The sequence below is a fragment of the Desertivirga xinjiangensis genome (assembly GCF_024436435.1).
In the GTDB taxonomy this organism is placed as follows: Bacteria; Bacteroidota; Bacteroidia; order Sphingobacteriales; family Sphingobacteriaceae; genus Desertivirga; species Desertivirga xinjiangensis.
In genome coordinates this window covers 450339-472828 of sequence record NZ_JAFMZP010000004.1, presented here as the reverse complement: position 1 = coordinate 472828, position 22490 = coordinate 450339, and the positions used below count along the sequence as shown (strand labels likewise).

Genomic DNA, 22490 nt, shown 5'->3' with positions numbered 1-22490 from the left:
ACAATTGTGTATTCCCCAGTACTAACCCATATGAACTTATACATTTTTATACCACTGTTAGTCCTTACCCTACTGGGCAGGGCAAGCGCTTGTGATGTCGATCTGGCTCAGAACTATTCATTCAACTACCTTTCTGTGAACAATGGCCTGTCGCAAAACTCGGTCACTTCTATAATACAGGATTCGAGGGGATTTATATGGATTGGGACGTATGACGGGTTAAACCGCTTCGATGGGTCTTCCAACACGATCTACAGGCATACATCGCACAATAAATTCAGCCTCTCTGACAACAGGGTTCTCTGCCTTTATGAAAGTGCTAAAGGACAAATTTTGATAGGAACAGACGGAGGGGGCGTGAACATCCTTAACCCGGCCGATGGTAAGATTCTAACAGTTGATATTGGAGGTGCTCAACTACCAAGTAACACCATTCAAACGCTGAGCATTGATGCAGATGGCCATGTATGGGCGGGCTCAGACAAAGGGTTGGCAATAATTACGGAGTCTTCTATGGGGAAAAGCAAACCAGAAATTACTTTCCCGGCTTCCTTCAAAGGAGCAAATATTTTAAGCCTGGCTACAGACAGGGCCGGGAATACATGGATAGGAACAGACAGGGGGCTCTATATGTACCGCAAGGGATCAGGTAAAATGATCCGGCCCGAACGATTCATAAAAATAGGCCAGCCGGGTGATTTACGTATCACAGCTCTCTTCACTGATGAGCACAACAGTGTCTGGGTGGCTCATGCAAAAGGAGTTTACGCTTTAAGCATTATAGACCCCAGAATCATAACCGCACGTCAGGATCTTTCAGGAGTAGACTTACAGATTTCTGCAATAAAAGCAGATCGTGAGGGCAACCTATGGATCAGCAGCAAAACCTCGGGCTTATATCGAATAGCATTAAATTCGAGTGGAAGTATAAAAGGATTAACGCAATACCATACACAAAAAGAGTTCTGTAACCTGGTAGACAATTCCATCAACACCTTATTTGTTGACCGCTCTAATACACTATGGGTGGGCACTTATCAAAAAGGCATAAATTACACTGATCTTTCACCTAAAAACTTCTTTTCTTTCTACCCAATGATGTCTGACAAGACAGCCTTGCCTGGATATGAAGGGAAATATATTTCTGCAATTGCTGAAACCGGCGATGATCTTTGGGTCGGCACTTTCAATGAAGGTCTATACAGATATAATAAATGCACAAAACAACTATTTCCTTATAAAAATGCTCTAAATTCGAAATCGATCTGCTCCCTGGTCGAAACCAGAGACAAAACATTATGGATTGGTACCGAGAACGGCTTATACAAAGTACTACCTGCCGGCAGTACCTACAAAATAAGCACTGTAAAAGATGCGTTTATAGCCCGCTCAATCTGCGAGGACAGGTTTAATAATCTTTGGATCGGCACCTGGGGCGGAATCCTCATTTATAACCGCAAACTAAATCAATTCAAAGAAATAACAGTCGGGCACGGCTTGTCATCAAACTCAGTATACATAGTTTACCAGGATCCCTACGCACCTGTAATTTGGGCAGGAACTATCGGAGGAGGCTTGAACCGCATCAGCTACGACAATTCAGGTAACTATAACATCACTGTTTATAAGCCCAAGCCAAACAACGTAAATAGCTTAAGCAGCAACCATGTCTGGTGCCTCCACCGCGATCGTTTTAATTCTCTATGGGTAGGAACAGACGCAGGGTTAAACAAACTCTCCTTAGATGCAGGTTCTCAGGTAAAAAGCATTCAAACAATTGATGTTTCTCCTCTGGCAGACAGAAAAATAATGGCTATAATGGAAGATAAGTTCTCTAACCTCTGGCTCAGCAGCAGCCAGGGCCTTTTCCGTTTCAACAATGGCAGTTATCATGCGAAGCTGTTTTCCTATGAAGACGGGCTGCTGAGCTCCACCTTAACTGAAGCTGCATTTAATAACGGTAAGGGCGTCTTTTATTTTGGCAGCATCAACGGACTGAACTACTTTAAGCCAGAAAAAATAACAAGTAATGCTTTTCACGCTCAAACCGGTTTTACCGGTTTCCGGCTATTCAACCGCACTATAAAGCCGGGTGAAGAATATAATGGTTCGGTCATTCTGCAAAATGATATTAACTATACCAACAAGATTAATCTTTCATATAAACAGAACGATTTTGTTATCGAATTTGCCTCGCTACACTTTGCAGCTCCTGAAAACAATAAATTCAGATATAAGCTTGAGGGATATGATAAAAACTGGATAGAAACTGATTTTTCAGAACGAATTGCAGCCTATGGCAATCTTGACCCGGGAAAATACAGATTTTTAATTTCCTCTTCCAACAATGATGGTGTCTATTCAAAACACATCCGGACACTTGATATCGAGATCAGTCCTGCTCCATGGGCTACATGGTGGGCCAAGCTTATTTACTGCCTGTTCGCTATATGGGCCTTATATCAGGTGATCAGGTATTTCAGAAGCCGGAATCGCTTGAAGAACGAGCTTTACAGGGAAAAATTGGAAAAGGAAAAAGTGACGGAACTAAATGAAATCAAGCTTAACTTTTTCACCAACATCACCCACGAGATCCGCACCCCACTCAACCTTATTATCAGCCCACTTAAAGATTTGCTGGGAAAAGCTGAATCCTTCGATCAATATACCAACACAAGAGTTGCAATCATTCACCGGAATACCCTCAAACTCTATAATCTCATTAACCAAATCCTCGATCTTAGAAAAATCACCTCGGATTCTGAAAAACTTGTAATACGCGAATATGACCTGGTATACACGCTGTTAGAGGTCAAAAAGTCGTTCGACTGGATGGCGGCACAAAAAAATATTCGGTTCGATTTTCAAAGCCCGCGCGAATGGCACGCCTGGTTTGACAAAGATAAAATTGAAAAGGTAGTTTTTAACCTGATTTCCAATGCTTTTAAATATACTCCCAATGGCGGGACTATTTCTGTGACTCTTACAGTTAATGGAGAAATGACAGATCAGGAGGCGACTATCAGCGTTAAGGATACAGGAATTGGAGTAGAGCAGAAAGAAGAGGAAAAAATATTTGAGCTTTATTACCAAAGCAATAATCACTTTAACTCGGGTACTGGCATAGGACTCTCCCTGGCAAAGAGGCTGATCGAAATGCATCATGGAACACTGCGATTGAATAGGTCAGCAGAGAGCGGAGCTGAATTCCTGGTCAGTTTTCCGGTTTCGAAACAACGCTTCAGTACAGAAACCATTCAGGAACACTCCAAAGAGCAGGATGACCAAATGGGAGAGGCTGCAGGACTGCATGTGAAAGCTATTGAAAGTCCCGAAATTAACCTTACCAGAAAGACAGTACTGATCATTGAAGATAACGAAGATCAAAGGTTGTATCTCAAAGAATGCCTTCACCTCCACTTCCACCTTCTCGAAGCAGCTGACGGAGCCGCAGGCTTTGATTTTGCTTCAAAATATCAACCAGATCTGATACTTACCGATCTGATGATGCCCTTCTCCGATGGAATAGATGTATGCCGAAAGGTGAAATCGCATGCAAAAACAAGTCACATCCCGGTAATTGTGCACAGTGTGAAAAATTCATCCGAGACTATAAAAGCCGCGCTCGAAGCCGGAGCAGATGATTTCATTCCCAAGCCATACGACTATTCAATGCTTGCCCTGAAAATCAATAATATACTGAAATCACAGAACCAGTTAATGGTGAGTATGTATAAAGATGAAATCATCAAACCAACTGAAGTGGAAGTTCCATCATTAGATAAAGAGCTTTTGAAGAAGATCGTGAACATTGTAGAGCAAAACTTATCTGACCCGAACTTCAGCGTAGAAAAACTTTGCGACCGGATTGGAATGAGCCGGATGAATCTGCACAGGAAGCTACATGCTATCGTAGGAAAGACAGCATCAGAGTTTATTAGAGAGGTTAGAATAAAAAGAGCCGCACAGCTGCTGTCAAGTGGTTCAATGAGGATTTCGGAGGTAATGTTCGAAGTAGGTATATCAAGCAATTCTCATTTCAACAAATATTTCAAGGAGATGTACAGCGTGTCGCCGAAAGAATACGGCAAGCAGGCAGAGGTCGAAACCAGCACAAATAGTTCCTCTTAAGGATAGATAACGAAAAACACCATGCGATTTACAAAACTTTGGATAAGCCTCGTATTAGCGTTCTTCTTTTATTTAGGGATAGTTCATTCACAAACCATGACTACCAAAATAAAGGTTGCAGACTGGAATATACACCCGAATACCGGGAAAGACTGTTCCGCGCAGATGAAGAGAATGCTGGATCACTACAGCAATAAAAGCGACCTGCTCTTCGAGTTTTCCGAAGGAAGATTCGACTTTTGGCAGCAGGAAGGTACTAGCAATGTTGCGCTGCATCTGCAGGGGATGAAAAATGTTACCATTGATGGGAAAGGCGCATCGCTGGTATTTCATGGAAAGATGAAGCCCTTTCTGATCCGTGAATGCACTGATACCGAAATTAAGAATATAAGTATCGACTGGCAAAGACCCTTTATTTCCCAGGCTGAAATTATTAATACCAACAATGAATATATTGATATAAAGATCAATAAGGAAGAGTATCCATACCGGTTTGAAAATGGCATGTTGACATTTTACGGAGAGAACTGGTCATCCAGGCTCGAGTCGCCCTTCACAAACCTCCATACGCTTTATGATAAGGTTAACAAAGAAATTGTATATCGAACCAGGGACAATCCTTTGGGCAACATATTCCTGGGGAAAGCTGAAGAAATCCAGCCCGGCCTACTTAGATTTTATGGGAAAACTGCTTTTATTCCCGACGCTGGAACTATCGTAACGCTTTACCACGGCCGTTATATCACCCCGGGAATAGAAATAAACCGCAGCAAAAACACCGTCCTTGAACACGTCACCGTTTATCATGCCTTAAGTCACGGCATCTTAGGCGAGAGGAGCGAAAATATTACAGTACGAAATTCGAGCATGACGATCAACGAAAAGAAAGGCAGAGTATTCAGTACGATTGCGGATGCATCCCATTTTACAAATTGCAGAGGGAAGATCATTGTAGACAGCTGTGGACATGCCGGCATGGGTGATGACTTCCTCAACTGCCATGGAATATATGTTAAAGCATTAAAACGCGTAGACGATCGGACACTGGAAGTTTCCACAACAGGAAGATATCGGCTACAATTGCTGGAAGAAGGAGACGAAATTTATTTTGTCGGCAGTACTTCGCTACAAAGGGAGTCCTTTACAACTTCAGTAACAAAGATTGAAGCTGTACATTCAGGAAACAGGCTCCTCTCCTACCGTCTTACCATGCAAGATAAACTACCAGAACAAATAGGTGCGGGCTATTACCTTGAAAACAAAACATGGTCGGCTTCTCTGGAAATCAGGAACTGCCAAATTCTAAAGAAACACCGGGCAAGAGGTATCCTGGTGACGACCCCGAACGATGTTATTATTGAGAACAATTATTTCAGAACTGCGGGAGCAGCCATCCTGATTGAAGGCGACTTGAATCACTGGTTTGAGTCGGGTGCGAATAACCATGTAATTATAAGAAATAACGTATTTGAAGATTGTCTTAGCTCCGGCCCTGAATGGGGAGAGGCCGTGATAACTATTACACCATCTATCAGGCCTTCGGGCATGCGAACCATTCCTTACCACAGAAATATTCGCATTGAAAACAATCAGTTTAAACATTACGACAGATCTTTGCTTTACGCCAGATCCGTGGACAATCTTTCATTCAAAGGGAATAAAGTCGAAAAAACGGATACCTACTTGCCTTTTTCTAAAAATCCTATTTTCTATTTCGATGGATGCAGGCGAGTTAAAATTGAAGGTAATGAGATTGAACTCAATTTTTCGGACGGCTCTGTAACGATATCTCATATGGAGATGAAGGAGTTAAAGGTGGGAAAAAAGCAGGGGTTGGTTTCAAAATAATGCTCTACACAGACTTCACATGTGGACAGATCTAATGGAATTATTATCGTTAAACAAGACAGGACGATCTTTAGTCAAGGTAATATTTATTTGTTTAACCTGCTTTGCTTTAAAAGATGATCCAGCGTACGCTCAAAATACTGCTGGAAACGATGTCAAAACGCTCGTATCCTTGATTGATAGTAACCGTGCCCATTTCCCTATTGAAAAACTTTATTTACATTTTGATAAACCGTATTACGCTATAGGAGATACTATTTGGTTCAAGGCATACCTGTTTGATGCCTCCTTTCTAACGCCCTCCCAAAAAAGCGGATTGTTTTATATAGAATTGTCTACAGACAGCAATAAGGTTGTCAAAAGGATGATGGTGCCGGCGGTAGACGGACTAAGCTGGGGCAGCATCCCACTGAATGAAAAAGAATTTTCTGAAGGTGGGTATACTCTGAGAGCCTATACGAACTGGATGCGAAACTTCAATGAAGACTATGTATTCAAAAAGCAGTTTTATTTTGCTCCAGAAAGGCAGGATTGGCTGCTGCACACACAAGTTCAACCATTTAAAGGAGAAGGCAACCGCCGTCTAACTTTTCCCCTTGAACTTAAGCGTTCCGCGCAAACCGACCTGCAGTTTATGCCCGAAGGTGGTGCCCTGGTCGCCGGGCTATCCACTCGTGTAGGTTTTAAAGCCATCGGCGAGGATGGGAAAGGAACAGATGTGACTGGCGTTGTTTATAACAGCAAACAGGAAAAAGTAAGTGACTTTAGCTCAGAACATAAAGGAATGGGGTCTTTCGAGCTGACACCGCAGCCTGGAGAAGAATATACCGCAAAGCTGATATTTAAAGATGGCGAATCAAAAACATATAGGCTTCCCAGGGTGAACAATGCGGGAACCGTTCTCAGAATAAACAAGCTAAGCGAAGATTTCATGCAGGTGCAAATAAGCGCTTCAGCCGATGTGCTTAATAGATACGAATCTTATTACTTAGTAGGTCAAGCAAGAGGTGTAGTATGTTATGCAGCACGTCTAAACTTAGACAAGACATCATTCATCGATATTCCAAAAGATGTATTTCCAACGGGCATAGCAAGACTTACCTTGTTAAATGCCTCAAAACAGCCTTTAAATGAACGTCTGGTCTATATTGACCATAATGATGCGTTGAAAGTTGATATACAAGCTAGTATGCCGGTTTATTATACGAAGGACAGTATATCACTCAATATACAGGTAAATGATAAAGACGGAAAGCCCATATCGGGAAGTTTTTCACTTGCAGTAACCGACGACGGACAGGTAGAGACAGGCAGTACGGCTGGTAGCAGTATCGTTTCTAATGTGCTCCTAACTTCGGATCTAAAGGGTGAGATAGAAGAACCTGGATACTATTTAGGTCCAGATTCGCATGCCGGAAAGCATTTGGATAATCTTTTGCTGACCCAGGGCTGGGTGGGCTACAATTGGAAAGACATCTTTAATGCAGCAAAAAAACAGTTATTTGCCGGAGAGCCTGAATTTACTGTCCAGGGGAGGGTGACTAATGCTATAAATAGGCCGGTGTCTAACAGCCAGGTAACCTTGCTCTCTAAAAAGCCCTTTCTATTTATGGACACCTTAACCAACGCCGACGGAAGATTTATATTCAAGAACTTCTTTCCAACGGATACAGCTGTCTATTTTATCCAGGCTAAAAACCAAAAGGGAAACAGTTTTAATGTAGGGATTGAAGTGGATGAATTTAGACCACCTGTATTTACTGGCTACATTAATACTCTTATTCCCTGGTATATCAATACCGATACCACCATGCTGAACTATGTGAAAAAAAACACGGGCAGGAAGGAACAACTTGGGAAATTTCCGGGAGCGAACATCATCTTAAAGGAGGTGGTGATAACTGCCAGGAAAACAGTGAAAGGCTCAAAAAACTTAAACGGTGCCGGTAACGCCGACCAGGTACTGGATGAAAAGGATATGCTAAAGGCGGGTAAAATGACCCTGGGGGATCTCCTGCAGCAGAAAGTAAAAGGTTTCGGTATCGGAACGTTCCCGCCAAAGTCTAACATACAAAGCTATACCATCTTCTTTAAAGAAGTTCGCCTGGTAATTGACGGGATTGATGTAGATTATTCTTTTACTCCTGGAAGCAACACTACGAATGAACGACTTCAGCATATCAAAAGCTTTTTAGACTATTATACCGCTGAGGATATTAAAGGGATTGAAGTGATGCACAATAGTAAGTATAATGCCAGATACAATAGCACCTTTTTGCCGCCGGATTCACTTATTGAAGTAGGTATTCAGTTTGATTTCGCTTATGTGGAAATCACGACCCGTTCTGGCCAAGGCCCCTTCCTGAGCAAAACGCCTGGGGTATATTCCTATAGGCCTATGGCCTTCAGCTTAAGCAAAGAATTTTACCGCCCTCGATACACAGTAAAAGGCGGCACAGCTTCTGAACCAGACCTCCGCTCAACAATCCACTGGGAACCGAATATAATAACCGATGAGCAAGGAAAAGCATCTGTTTCCTTTTTTGCTGCAGACCAACCAGGGAGGTACACTATTATTCTTCAGGGAAGTGACATGAACGGAAATTTGGCAGAATTTAGAAGTAAAACTACGATCTCATCAAGATGATCTATAATTTTCCCTCCTCCTTTAACGTATCATAAATGTTCGTTAATGTAACAATCACAAGCTTTCATTTTCTTCTAAGAAATAAACCGCTTAACGTTGCAAGAAATTAACTTCAATACAATCGAGATAACTACTGAAAATTCTATCATTTAATCTACGTGGAGACTTCCAACATATGCCAGAGGTCTACAATGAATCTGATCCAATGAAATTAAAAGCAGCATATTTCTTGATAGAAAATATGGGAAGCCATTATACTTTCATATTTTCTTTCCAGATATAAACCAAGGAAGTAACCTTCGCCGACATTCGATTGATATCGATAAATACGCAAAAGGAAAACCTAAAAGCCAACATCATTTCATTTTCTAGTAAAACGCTTCTTAAATTTTAACCTCATAGAAATGGAGAAACCAAATTTCCTGCTAGCAACACTAGTTATAATTGTCCAAACAGTATCAGGCCAGGTCTCTCAACCTCAGATGTTACATATTGATCCATCAACAGCGATTCCTTTGAGGGCGTCAGAAGCGTTTCAGGAAATCAATTACATCCCATTGCAAACAACTAAGGAAAGCATTTTCGGCGAAATAGCAGCTCTTACAGTAGAAGAAGAACATTTTATTCTTTCCGATGAAAATACTAATGCAATCCTGATCTTCTTAAAAAACGGAGAGTTCAAAGGGCGAATTACTAGAGACAAAAATGATCGAAAGAATTTCTTTGTGAATAAAAAAAATAAGGAGATAATTTTTCGAAAAAACGGAAAGTTGTTATTCTTCAACTTTTCGGGAGAGTTAATAGCTGAAGAGCCTGATAGAGAGTTTCGGATGCATGCTGATTTGCATTACTTCGATAGGGATAGAATTGCTTCATCATTGTATGCGGTCAGTAAAAAATTCCTACCTGACACCATTGATTTCGAGGTCAAATTATTCCAAAAACAACGCCTCTTAGCTGGATACTTACCCTATAATATGAAGACGGCTCCAATACAAAGCGAAGATATCCTTAATCTGGCGCATTCACCTTTTTACCAAACAGGAATAGACACGATTCTTTACTATACACGCCCTTACGATTACTGTATCTATCAGGTAACAAGCTCTGATTTTTCTAAGAAATACGAAATGGTCTTTCCTGCCGCATACACTCTTTCTTCAAGCTTTAAAAGTGACACTTTGCTACAGGGAAAGCGCTTCGCATTCCTTTCAGCCCATCAGAATCTTATTTCGACCATAGGATATCCATATCAGGTGAAAAATATTTTATTTTTTAAAATCCTTAGCTGGAACAATAGGTCAAACTCTTACATCTACAACTTAAAATCGGCTACTCTCATCTCTGTGAAAGATATACAACCAGATAATTTTAACTATTTTTTGCCCGTAACCGATCTACATGACGGAGTAGGCTTTGCAAACCATAACTTTCTAACGAGTGATGGACAATATGTTTATACAGCCGTGTCATCTGATATCCTTCTAAAGTACAAGCGAAATAATGCAAAAAGAGATGTATTCTACCCTGCGTTATTAAAAGCATATCTAAGAAAGGCTAGCCGTAAGGATAATCCCGTCATCATCCAGATAAAGCCCAAAGACAACATTTAAAAATGAAGTATTTAAGGCTTTATCTTATCCTAATTTTAAATTTTTCAATTAAAGCGTCTGGTCAAAGTACCGACCTTATAAATACGGGTAAAGCGACCGGTGTTATAGTTGATTCCATTGATCAAAAGTCACTGTTAGCAGCAACTGCTTCCGTGTACCAAAGTAATGACACAAGTTTGGTAGCATACCAGTTGTCAAATTCGAATGGTAGATTTTACTTTAAAAATTTACCTCATAACGTTCAACTTCAACTTGTAGTCAGCCATATCGGATATGAACAATACCGCCAAAAGTTCGTCATCCCGGGTAATTTGCAGTCATATAATTTTGATACACTAAAATTGCACCCTCTAAGCAAGGTCCTTAACGAGGTGAAGGTTACAGCTTATTCCCCCCCACTTGTAATGAATGGTGACACACTAGAATTTAAAGCGGATGCCTTTAAACTGGATCGTAATGCAGTAGTTGAAGATTTAATGCGCAAACTCGCTGGTATAACGCTGTGGGGTGACGGAACGATTACATTTAATGGCAAGTCAATAAACCATGTATTTGTAAATGGCAAGCCATTCTTTGGTAGTGATGCCAGAATTGCAACGCAAAATCTGCCTAAAAACGTAGTAGATAAAATTCAAATTTTTCCGGAAAGCAAAATAACTAAACCATCTGACTCTGCATTTAACGTAAATATCAAACTTAAGAAAGAATACAAAGCTGGTCTTTTCGGAAAAACAGGGCTGGGTCTTGGGACAGGATCACGCTATACAGCTGACGGCATGCTGAGCTTCTATTCTCCATCAACTCAAGTTAGCGTTGCAGGAACAGCAAATAATGTAAATGCAGTACCAAATAGCATAGATTTGCTAATGAGATATAATTCATTTAAAGAACGAGGGCCTTTAGCATACCAGGCAGACTTTTCGCTTCCAGGCAGTCATAAACCCCGAGTAATTGGACTGTACCTACAACAGAACTTTATTTCTCAATCCACACTAGATAAAAACAACCGTTTGGAGGTTTCGTATTTTTTCAAGCAAGATCTAAACGACATAAATAGTGCTACACAGACATTAAATCAACTCCGGCCGGATTCAAGTCTCTCCCTCGGGCAATTCAACTCAACCTCAACTTTTTCATACAACCATCGGATAACCGCTGATTACAAATTGAAAAATGAACGGGTTGATTTGAATATTACTCCTTCTTTATTTGTCGATCAAAATTCGAACTCCTCACAGGTCAATACAAGTTTAACATCTTCTACCTTACACATATTGAACAAAAGCACCACTTCCTATGAAGATAATGATAGTGTAAGTAACATCGCGATTAAGGCATCAATTTTAGGTAAGCCCCTACAACTACAACTGGACTATGCTTTTCGGGTTACAGATAAATCTAGTAGACGCAGTATCCAGACCACCTTTACACCCAATGAATCTCCATCTGATCTTGCAACCAACTATAATCGCCGCTACAAGGATAAGACTATTAGTATGATAAATGACTTTCGTCTAAGATGGGACAATTTACAGAGGCACTTGTTCAAAACAGACCAATTCGATTTGTTTAATATTGGGTTTCATACCGATCTTAAATCGAGTAGCGAGCGGCTTGTTAATGATGTAAACGACTTCGACAGCTTATTAAACCGGTATGTAATTAATTCTTATCTCACAAATCAATCTCATTACAAAGAAGTTGATATCAAACCAGGACTAAATTTACTCAAAAGTTGGTCAAAAGTTTTAAATAATCGATATGATAAATCGTTTGAGATTGTATTTAATCTCAAAAATCAGCTTTTTTATCAACAGAACTTTTCACAAAAACATTCGCAAAATTTTGATCGTAAATACTCACGCTTTATTCCAGCCGCAACAATCACTTATAGTAGAGGAAATGGAAATAATAGGCGAACGACAATTAGTTTAGACGGGAGTAGAACAGCTATTTACCCGACAGTCAACCTAGTTGCTCCTCTGGTTGATAGCTCTAACATTTATTTCAAACAGCACGGTAATTTCTCTTTGAGACCCGGATATAAAAAGGAGTTAAACTTTTCTATCAAACATTTAAGCGTTGGATCTAAACAGTCAAATGCACAATATCTATTTAGCGTGGTAAGCGGAACGGTAAGTAACGCTCTTTCAGATAGCCTTGCGTATGACCACCAGGGAAGAGTTAATAGTTATCCAATAAACATTGCCCAATCTGTTTTTTATGAATTTCGAGCAAGGTTCGATAGTCAACTTATTCTCTTTTCCAATCAAATGCAGGTTTATGGATTAGCAACGTTAAATAACATTAGTATTCCACGCTATATTAATGGCAAATTTGTAAACACAATTAACAATTCTACATCACTATTTTTTAGCACACTCTATTGGTTAAAAGAAAATATATCAGTTAAATTAGAACATCAGACTGCCCAATCATATATATATCAAAATAATTCCCAAGCTGAAAAATTAAGAAGTCTTTATAATCATACTACATTTTCAACAGGATTTGATTTAGCAAAAAAAATAGTCTTTAACAGCAGCCTTGATTATAATCATAACTCGGCTACATATTTATCCTCGCGAAATTTCATTCTTTGGAATGCAAGTGCTACTCTTCGTTTCCTCAAAGGAAATCAAGCCGAAATAAAGCTTTCAGCGCTTGATATCCTTCGTCAGAACAGCACAATAATTAGTTATAGCAGCGCAAATAGCATTACAACTGGAAGAAATAATGTTCTGCAACAATACTTCATGCTTGGACTAGCCTATTATCCAAGAAAATTTGGAATATCACAATGAAGCAGCGGGCACAAGTTCGTCCGCTACAGGGAGACTGTAACATTTATGTAAAGAAACAACGGTGAGGCCAGCGGGTATTTTCTGGAAAAGAAAATGCGGCTAAGTTAAACGGGGATAAAAACAAAGTGGATCAAACTGGTAACCAAAAATTCTTGGGATTCTCGTTCTATTCGCAAGAGTTTAGTCGGTAAGTCAATTTGCAACAAAATCGGTAACAATAGTGCAGCAGTGGGGATGGTACATAGATTAAAAGCATTTAAATAAATTCCCCTTTGATGTTAACAACTATCGGATACTCCTCACCGACGAAATAAATGAAAATCTTCGTGTTCAACTTGCCTCTTTTCGCGTCATCAATGTGCACTTCTATGGGAAAATTCTTTTGAGGCACTACAGTTTTAGAACTAATTTTTGTACTAACACATCCGCAATCTTTAACTATCTCCTTAATTTGCATCTTCCGATTGGAAATATTTGTGAATAAGATAAGTCCTACATAGCTTTGTCCAGCTTTAAAATCGGGAAATTTCACTTCAGGTGTTAGAAGTTTAATCTTTCCATAATATATCTTTGACTTTGTAATATCTTGTTTGCTTTGGCCAATCCCTATAATTGGAAATAGCATAGTAAATAGTATTATCACGGCTTTCATAGATTATGTTTTGTTTAAGTGTAACTTCGCTTCAAATATTTCAATATCTTTCTGTTTCATTATATTATAAAAACGTGGTTCCTGATTCTTTAAAATTCGGATCATCACACAGCTGGACTTTTATTATAAACTCTAACGGCAGAACGTTTTTTAAAGACGTGTCGAAGCGGTTAATGTTAGTTTACCCAGCCACAAGGTTAATTAGTTTAACCGAAAGCAGGAAGTGGAAACCTTCGATTGTTACATAGACGATTGTTTTTGTTACGTTAGAAAGCAAATTCACTAATTTGATGCTATATTGATATGCAAACTCTTTGAATTGTCTGCTTTTAAAATTTTTTTCATCTTAGCACCATTGAGAGGGTTTGCCCTGCTTCTGATGGCGAGGGAAATACTTTTGGCATGCAGGTAACAATAAAAAAGCTATGGCCGCTGCTGATATTTCTATCGAAAGGAATCAGCAGCTGTACCATAGCACCAATCAACTTGCCGAGTCAATATTTCAATAAGGTCTATTTTAGCTGCCCTGAAGTTTTTTTAATGGTAAAAGGTTTATCCTGCAGGTAGAAACGAAAATCCTTTATAATACCTGTTGCATTTGTATCTCCCCGGGGTAAAAGACGTATTCCACTTACAGTTTCTATGCGCCCCATGTCTATTACCACAGCATGTGGAAGCGGGGGCTTCTTGCCTGTAATTTGCGTTTGCCAGATAACAGACTCCTGGAGGTCAAAAATTTTATCGGCAGAGCTTCCGATAGACGTAACTTCTTCACTGTCAGCATACACTACACTCCAGTTTAATGAAGATAGTGGTTTCCCATCAGCTGCTAAAACTTCCATTTCTGCCAGCGAAGTAACCGGATCATTTTCTGATTGCGATTGAGTGACTTCAAGACAGAAATACCTTCCTTTCTCCGTTGCAGGAAGTGTTACCTTTTTCCACCCCGGTTCGTTAGGCAAACTTCCTGTTAACACAGGTTTGGCTAACTTGAGATCCAGCTCTTCCCCCGGTTTTCGGTGCAACATGGATTCATCTTGAACTACCTCGTAGATAGCCTGCCTCACTCCTTGCAACCGCTCCGAATTGCCATGCTCAATATCTAAAACTATAATCTGATTAAGACCTTTTTTTAACCAGACTCCGGGAAGAAACATTGTTTGTGTAGGACCTATTTTCCAGTATCTCCCCAGGTTGTAACCGTTTACCCAAACCATACCTTTTCCCCAGCTGCTCAAATCCAGGTAGGTGTCGCCAATTTTATCAATGGTGAAGGATCCCTGATACCAGCCCGGACCTTTCCCTATGGCAGTGGTAAATTTAAGCCCTTCCTGGAACTCGCTTTCCACCGGAAAGTTGTAAATATTCCAGTTAGAAACCTCCATTTCCTTATTCCCATCCTTCAATACTACCTTTCCGGCTATTCCCTTACGATCTATTATTGCCCGCCCGTAATTGACCCTGCCTGTTGCTTCAACAAGAATATCCAACCTGGCGGCTTTGGCAGCTTTCGGAACCTTTACCGTGTTCTCATTTAATCTGCGGTCCAGTTTACCGAGATATTTTCCATCGAGGTAGATAAGAGCATAATCGTGCACTCCTTCTATGAGCAATCTTCTTTCAGAGGCCGAGCCTGGAATTGTAGTGCGATAGAGAATTCGTCCCCAGCCCTGGTCAAAAAACTCCATAGGCTGTGCGATTTTGCTTTTGTTCGGACGTGGAAGATTGTCGAACAAAGCGGCGTATTTAGTAAATTTGATCTGGGGTACGGTGATTAGGGAAATCTGCTCATCCGGCACTTCCGGTAATACCTCTCCTTCATTTAAATAATCTTTCAACAAATCCCTTATCGCAAAGAACTTATCAGTTGGCTTCCCGGCCTCATTAATTGGTGCATCATAGTCATACGAAGACACTGTGGGTGCATACCAGGGGGCATTTGCCCCAGACCACTGACCAAACGACGTTCCTCCATGGGCCATATAAAGACTGAAAGATATTTTTCTTTCCATCATATCTTTCAGGCTCCATATAAAAGAATTAACGCCCCGTGTTTCATGGGGGCGGCCCCATTGGTCGAACCAGCCCGTCCAATATTCGCTGCACATCAGGGGGGCGTCAGGATTTATTTTTCGAAACTTTTCGAACTGATTTTCTACGTTTGCCCCTGCTCCAAAATTTAGCGTACTCGCTACTCCTGCCACCTCGTAGCGGTCAAAGTTCGATGACCAATCGCACCGGAATAGCTGAACTTTATCAAACCCGGCCTTACGAATCGTATCCCGGATAGCAGCCATATAATGTCCATCATCACCCCATACCCCATACTCGTTCTCTACCTGGACCATTATGATATTTCCCCCGTTCTGGATTTGAAGAGGCGCCAACACGGCACCGGCTTTTCTTAAAAAACGTCCGGCACGTGCCATGAAATGACTGTCAGAAAGCGTTCGCACTTCGAGGTCTTTCTTTTTAAGTAACCACCAGGGCAAGCCTCCCATATCCCATTCGGCACATACATACGGTCCCGGTCTGACAATACAATACATCCCGTTCTTTTGAATAAGACGAACAAACTCAGCCACATCGTTTTGGCCACTGAAGTCAAACTTTCCCTCTTGCTGCTCATGCAAATTCCAAAACAGGTAAATACAAATGGTGTTCATACCCATTGCTTTACAAAGCTTGATTCTCTTTTCCCAGTAAGCACGGGGAATACGCGGGTAATGTAATTCAGCGGCCCGGATCACATACGGTTTTCCATTCAACTCAAACTGCTTTTTCCCCACGCTGAAGGTAGAAAAAACCGGCTGTGCCCGTAGCACAGCTGGAAAACTAAACAATAAAAGTACGATAGCAATAAAGCGATTAAAGTTATTCACAGTACAAGAGATATTTACGTTTATAATTCATTGTGAAGTTGGTTTGTCGCAATATTAGATCAAAAAAAATCATGGTTACTATCTTCAGGTAACCAAAAGTAACACTCTTGTAACATTCGTAATGTTTTAAACCCTATTTGGACTCGAAGGCGATTATACCGGATTTCAAGCCTTCACCATCAACCTCCAGTTCAATTTCTCCGGGCTTGTTGGTGGTTTGCACAGTAACTACCAGCATTCCATTAAACACTTTCATTTGCGGAACATGGAATTCTTCAAGGGAGGTAGGATCGCCATTACAAGCTACCCGGAAGTTTCCATTTCCCTTGACCCTAAATCGCAAAGAATGATCAGACGTGGGGCAAAGTGTTCCGTTTTCATCAACTACCTTAACTGTTATATAAGACAAATCCTCTCCATTTGCCAGCAAGCTTTTTCGATCTGCATTAAGTTCAATATGGTGAGGCTTTCCTGCTGTTTTAATTTCCTCACTTGCTACTTTCCTTCCCGCTTCATCAAAAGCGACTACCTTGATCGTCCCCGGTTCATACTTTACATCTGGCCACATCAAGCGATAACGAGTAAATTTCGAGGTCTTACTTTTCGTCTGAATTCCCTGGCTTTTTCCGTTTACGAAAAGCTCGGCTGCAGGATAGTTCGTATAACAAAACACTGGAGTAGTTTGTCCCTCCCGCCCGGGCCAGGTCCAATGAGGTAAAAGATGCAAGGTTTGCATTGATGGATTCCAGCGACTTTTGTAAAGGTAATATCTGTCTTTCGGAATGCCGGCCAGGTCTATGATACCAAAATATGAACTACGTGAAGGCCACATTTCATTATAAGGCGTAGGTTCTCCCAGATAGTCAAAACCCGTCCACACAAACTCACCCAACATGTAAGACAGACTATCCTGCATAACAAACTCTTCGTCGGGCGTTTGTGACCAGCTGCAGGCCTCAAGATCGTAGGAGGAGGATTGCCTGTCTTCATAAGTCTTTTGTTTAACCTCCTGAACAGGAAACTTGTAAACGCCTCTCGAGCTTACGGTAGAAGCGGTTTCAGAACCAAGAATTACTTTCTGAGGAAGCTTACGATAAGCTTCAGAATACCGGGAAGGCTTATAATTAAATCCTGGAACATCCAGCATTGCAGCAAAACCGTTATTAACCGCTGCATCAAACCGGTCCATGCCAGCAGTAACAGGCCTGGTTGGATCTTCCCTGTGGCAAATATCTTGCAGGTACTTTGCGATATCTTTGCCATCATTGAAGCTTTGTTCATTGATTTCGTTACCAATACTCCACATAATCACCGAAGGATGGTTTCTATCACGGTGAATAAAATTTACCAGATCTTTCTCTGCCCACTCATCAAAGTAGAGGTTGTATCCGTTCTTCATTTTCCCGCGTTTCCATTCATCAAAACTTTCATTGATCACCAGAAAACCCATTTCGTCGCAGAGGTCGAGAAGTTCGGGTGCAGGAGGATTGTGTGAGGTACGTATCGCATTACTACCCATTTCTTTAAGAAGGACCAGTTGACGACGAAGAGCAGCAACATTTATGGCGGCGCCAAGAGGCCCGAGATCGTGGTGATTGCATACGCCTTTAAACTTTGTCAGCTGTCCGTTTACATAAAAGCCGCTTTCTTTCCTGATTTCAATAGTGCGAATCCCAAACCGTGTACGGTATTCATCCGTTTGTACGCTTCCTTTAAACACTTTGGAAACTGCTGTATATAAATAAGGTGTCTCCGGCGACCATAAGCCCGGTTTTTCGACCCGGATCTCCTGTTTCAGCACGGATCCGCTAAACGTCTGACTTGTTTTCGCTACAGCGGTGCCCTGAGGATCAAGAAGCGTCGTCTCCAACCTAAGATTTGGCTCTGCATTTTTATCAAGGGTAGTTCTTATTGTAATGACCGCCCCGTTTCTATCAGCACTGTCCGTGGTTATATATGTTCCCCAGGTTTTGATGCTATTCCTGTCCTTTATTTCAAGGTAAACATTTCGATAAAGGCCTGCCCCGGGGTACCAGCGTGACGATTCCGGTTTATTGTCCAGACGCACAGCCAGCACATTTTCTCCGTTTGATAAGAGGTCACTCACATCGAGCCAAAAAGAACTATAGCCATAAGCCCAATTTCCCGCTTTCTTGCCGTTCACATAAACACTGGCATTACTCATTGCACCGTCAAAACGAAGAATAGCCTGCTTCCCTTTTGTAAAGCCCTGAGCTTTTAACCTCAACCTGTACCAGCCAATTCCGTAATAGGGAAGAGCACCGGTTCGCCCGGTCTTCTCTGTAGCCTTCAATTCGCCATCCTGTTCATTCCGGGTGACCTGCATATCATTATTTTTGTCAAACGGACCTGTAATAGCCCAGTCATGAGGCACACTGACGTTTTGCCATTGTTTATCATTGAATTTTACCTCTGCCCCTTCCGAAAACTCTCCTTTAGAAAATTTCCAGCCATCATTTAGCCGCATCAGGTGACGCTGAGCGATGGAAGGAGTAAACATGCAAATTAAAAAGAGTACAGATAGTGGTTTGGAAAAACGCTCCATTAGAATTATTATCATTTTGTAGTGTGGTTTAGTCAGACACAAATGCCATACATTATAATGAGTATGACATTTGCGTTCTGAATGATGTTGTTATTGTTTCAGCAGCTGTACGCCGTCCATGTTGAGCCACTTGTTTGCAGGAGCTTTACTATAAAAAACCACTTTACAGCTATTGTTGGTTACCTGGATATTTGGAATATGTATCTGTTTCCAGCTTGAAGTTGCAGTGATATTATATACTTTTTGAACACCTGCAGCTCCATATTCCTTTGCTATCAGCTGGCAGGTGTCTTGTCCTCCGCTGCTGCTAACCCAGGCCTTTAGGGTATAGTTTCCGTTAGGAATATTACTGGCCACCTGATAAGTCTTCACATGGTAATTTACATTTTTCCAGTGGCTTAGTTTATATGTTCCGTTATGCCCCCCCATTTGGGTATATGATCCGTTAGTATTAGCTGTTCCGTTAGTGCAAAGCCAGGATGTTGGATTATGAGTGGCGCCGTTTTCGTCGAAATCGGGATTCAAAATATAGTTCATATTAACCGAATCCTGGAAAGCTTCGGTCGCGATAGTGGGCCGGCCGGACAGATTCATCATACCGTTCTTATATTCGGTGACAGGAAAATAAGATTCCGGTGCCCAATAAAACACCCCTAACCCTTTTCCGTTCGGGATATGCCGCATTTTATTAATAATGTCTGCTACGTATGCCCTGCATCTAACGGAATCCTGCCAGTTCATGCCTATTTCAACAACCATTACTTCCTTATTGTACGTTGCTGCCAGAGATTTCAAATTTGAAAAACATTGGTTATTTGTGGTCTGCCAGGTGCTGCTACTGGATGGATACAGGGAAACCCCGATAATGTCGTATTTCCCCCCAGTAGTATTCAATCCCCCATAGATAAATTGCAGCCCACCCAGATTATCACCGCCGGCAACATGGACAATCACCTTTGTATTCGGACTAACTGCTTTTACCGCATCGTACCCTTTGTTGGTCAAGGCTGCATAGTTGCTCATACTTAAAGAAGCTTTTCCGGTGTCCCATAGCATTCCGTTATTCGTTTCATTTCCCACCTGAACCCACTCAGGATAAATTCCGTTATCCTTTAGCGAATCCATAACATCGTAAGTATGGTTATAAACTGCGTCTTTTAGTTGTGCTAAAGTGAATGAAGCCCATGCTGCAGGTTTGGTTTGATGGGGTGTAGGCCCTGCGTCGGCCCAGGTGTCACTATAATGAAAGTCTATCATTATTTTATAGCCAAGACTTTTCGCGAGGATCGCCTGTGCTACTACACTTTCCTTACTGCTATACCCCTTTACATGATTTACCCAGACCCTAATCCTTATGGCATTAGCCCCCAAATTCCTGAAAAGTTGATGGCACTCTGTGGCGACGCCATTCCTGTCATAGTAGACTGCACCTTTTGCTACATCTTTCGGAACAGAACTCAGATCGACTCCGACTGCAAAGTCAGGGTTCGAAAGAACGTTTTGTGTTGACTTAACAGAAAGCATTTGTGTTGCCTCTTGTTCTGTTAAGCCCTTTTCCTTGCAGCCGAAAAGGCATAAGCATAGCAGGGGCAGAGCCCATAGATTTAGCTTTTTCATAATGGTTAATTTGTTTATTAGTTAGTAATCAGTATTTTGCGCTACTTCGGGAAGAATCTTTGAAGGAACAGGGATTGCTTTCGGCCTGGTAATTTTCCAGTAGATAAAAGCGGCAAAAACAAAAATAAAAAGACCCACAGCCACTACCACGGAGGAAAAGGCTGCTGCCAGCAGCCCCAGTACGATAATACCGGCGCCAACCACGGCCATAGATATGGCGATCACCTTAATTCCAAAAGCGTTTTGCTGATCTGCTGCTTCTTCCACTTCAGCTTCATATTCCAACACAGAACCCTGTATATAAGCGGGACCATAGTGCTGCCTAAACCGCGAGTACAGTTCAAAAGCAAAAAGCAGCAGCAGGGGAAGTCCTACTCCGAGGGTTGTTTCCATCGCCCGGTTTAGCTTTATATCTGCAGTTGCAGGTAGAATGATCTTGAAAAAGAGACTGACAACTAAGGATACTACAGAAACGGTCACAAGCGAAGAGGCTGTCTGCCTTCTGCTGAATAAAGACCATATAATAGGACCAAAAAGAGCACCACCTGCTATAGATGCAGTACTTAATACCACCTCCACAACTCCCCCTACCCTCGGAATCAGAATAGCTACCATAATGGTTGCAGCACCAAAGACCAGTGTAAAAAGCCGCGCCATAAGTATCATTTCCTTTTCAGGCGCTTTCGGACGGATAAGCGCCTTATAAATATCATTTGCGAATACCGTAGCAACCAGGTTTATTGTGGTATTAGCCTTGCTGGAGGTTGCTGAGATCATTCCTGCAAGCACAAGGCCTATCAAACCAGCCGGAAGCACCTTCTGGCATAACATCATATAGGCCCCTTCTGGCTCCAGCCCTTGCAGATCTGGATTGATGATGCGGTAGATCATCGGAGGCAGCATCCAGATAACTGGGCTAACAAGATAGAGCACTGTAAAAAGATAAGCTACTTTTTTGGACTGCTGCGGCTTCTGTACGCTGGTATAACGCTGTACGTAAGACCAGTTCCCGCCTATATAGAAAAACTGGTATACAATAAAAGCCAGCATAAACTCCATGGTATAATCGGAGTTGAAAGGCTGAAAGAATCCGTCGGGAACCCTTGCAAAGAACCCGGAAAATCCGCCGATCTCTGCCAGCGCAATCGGTATAACAATGAAAACGGAAGCCGATAAAACAACAAATTGCACCACATCGGTAACTAACACAGCCCACAATCCACCTGCTGCCGTATAAAGTACAATGATCAACCCGATCACCATAATACAGGCATTGAGAGAAAAAGGAGTGGCGACGTGCACCATCTTACCTACAGGATAAAGTACAGCTGCTGTTGAAAACAGGCTGAGCAGTAAAATAAGATAGGTGTAGAATTGCTGGGTTTTTACTCCAAAGCGTGTATTTAAGTAATCAGCAGCCGTTGTCGCTCCTGTAGCTTTCCAGCGTGCAGCAACGAAACGCGCGACAAGCAAGCCGCTTATCGCCATCGTCAGCTGAATGATATTTGCCACAAGGCCGCTTTTGTAAGCGATGGATCCCCAAACCACGAAGGTTCCGGCCGAAAAATAGCTTATAAATAAAGATAGTCCGTTAATCCACCATGGAGTTGCACCACCTGCTTCAAAGAACGCCTGACCACTGCCACTCCCTACCCTGGTAAAAGTAAGGCCTATAGCAAAAATCAGGAGGGCGAAGATCGCCATTACATAAAAATCAATCTGTACCATAA

The 22490-nt window shown here is 41.6% G+C and carries 10 protein-coding genes; 5 read left to right on the top strand and 5 right to left on the bottom strand.

Annotated elements, in window-relative coordinates:
• The first annotated feature begins 30 nt into the window (after window positions 1-30).
• The 5 genes from J3P37_RS13190 to J3P37_RS13170 all read left to right on the top strand — a co-directional run bounded on the left by J3P37_RS13190 (window position 31) and on the right by J3P37_RS13170 (window position 13043).
• Window positions 31-4131, top strand: coding sequence for a hybrid sensor histidine kinase/response regulator transcription factor (locus J3P37_RS13190; RefSeq protein ID WP_256011718.1), 4101 nt, complete (start codon window positions 31-33; stop codon window positions 4129-4131).
• Window positions 4132-4152: 21 nt separating this feature from the next.
• Window positions 4153-5979 carry a right-handed parallel beta-helix repeat-containing protein gene (locus tag J3P37_RS13185; protein WP_256011716.1) on the top strand — a complete coding sequence of 609 codons (1827 nt, stop codon included), beginning with the start codon at window positions 4153-4155 and terminating at the stop codon, window positions 5977-5979.
• A 34-nt stretch (window positions 5980-6013) separates the two neighbouring features.
• A complete protein-coding gene (locus J3P37_RS13180; protein WP_256011715.1) occupies window positions 6014-8626 on the top strand; it encodes a hypothetical protein in 2613 nt (870 codons plus the stop codon).
• A 404-nt stretch (window positions 8627-9030) separates the two neighbouring features.
• A complete protein-coding gene (locus J3P37_RS13175) occupies window positions 9031-10239 on the top strand; it encodes a DUF4934 domain-containing protein (protein ID WP_256011713.1) in 1209 nt (402 codons plus the stop codon).
• A gap of 2 nt (window positions 10240-10241) precedes the next feature.
• Window positions 10242-13043 carry a peptidase associated domain and porin domain-containing protein gene (locus J3P37_RS13170; protein WP_256011712.1) on the top strand — a complete coding sequence of 934 codons (2802 nt, stop codon included), beginning with the start codon at window positions 10242-10244 and terminating at the stop codon, window positions 13041-13043.
• Between the two features lie 256 nt (window positions 13044-13299).
• Here the strand turns inward: J3P37_RS13170 and J3P37_RS13165 are convergent, their stop codons facing one another.
• The 5 genes from J3P37_RS13165 to J3P37_RS13145 all read right to left on the bottom strand — a co-directional run bounded on the left by J3P37_RS13165 (window position 13300) and on the right by J3P37_RS13145 (window position 22488).
• Window positions 13300-13695: a DUF1573 domain-containing protein gene (locus tag J3P37_RS13165; protein WP_256011710.1), complete on the bottom strand. Its 396-nt coding sequence runs from the start codon at window positions 13693-13695 to the stop codon at window positions 13300-13302.
• A gap of 512 nt (window positions 13696-14207) precedes the next feature.
• Entirely contained in the window at window positions 14208-16577 is a 2370-nt protein-coding gene (locus tag J3P37_RS13160) for a glycoside hydrolase family 35 protein (RefSeq protein ID WP_256011709.1), read from the bottom strand.
• Window positions 16578-16710: 133 nt separating this feature from the next.
• Window positions 16711-19158: a beta-galactosidase GalB gene (galB, locus tag J3P37_RS13155; RefSeq protein ID WP_256011708.1), complete on the bottom strand. Its 2448-nt coding sequence runs from the start codon at window positions 19156-19158 to the stop codon at window positions 16711-16713.
• Window positions 19159-19233: 75 nt separating this feature from the next.
• A complete protein-coding gene (locus tag J3P37_RS13150; protein WP_256011707.1) occupies window positions 19234-20760 on the bottom strand; it encodes a glycoside hydrolase family 53 protein in 1527 nt (508 codons plus the stop codon).
• A 21-nt stretch (window positions 20761-20781) separates the two neighbouring features.
• A complete protein-coding gene (locus tag J3P37_RS13145) occupies window positions 20782-22488 on the bottom strand; it encodes a sodium:solute symporter family protein (RefSeq protein ID WP_256011705.1) in 1707 nt (568 codons plus the stop codon).
• Window positions 22489-22490 lie beyond the last annotated feature (2 nt).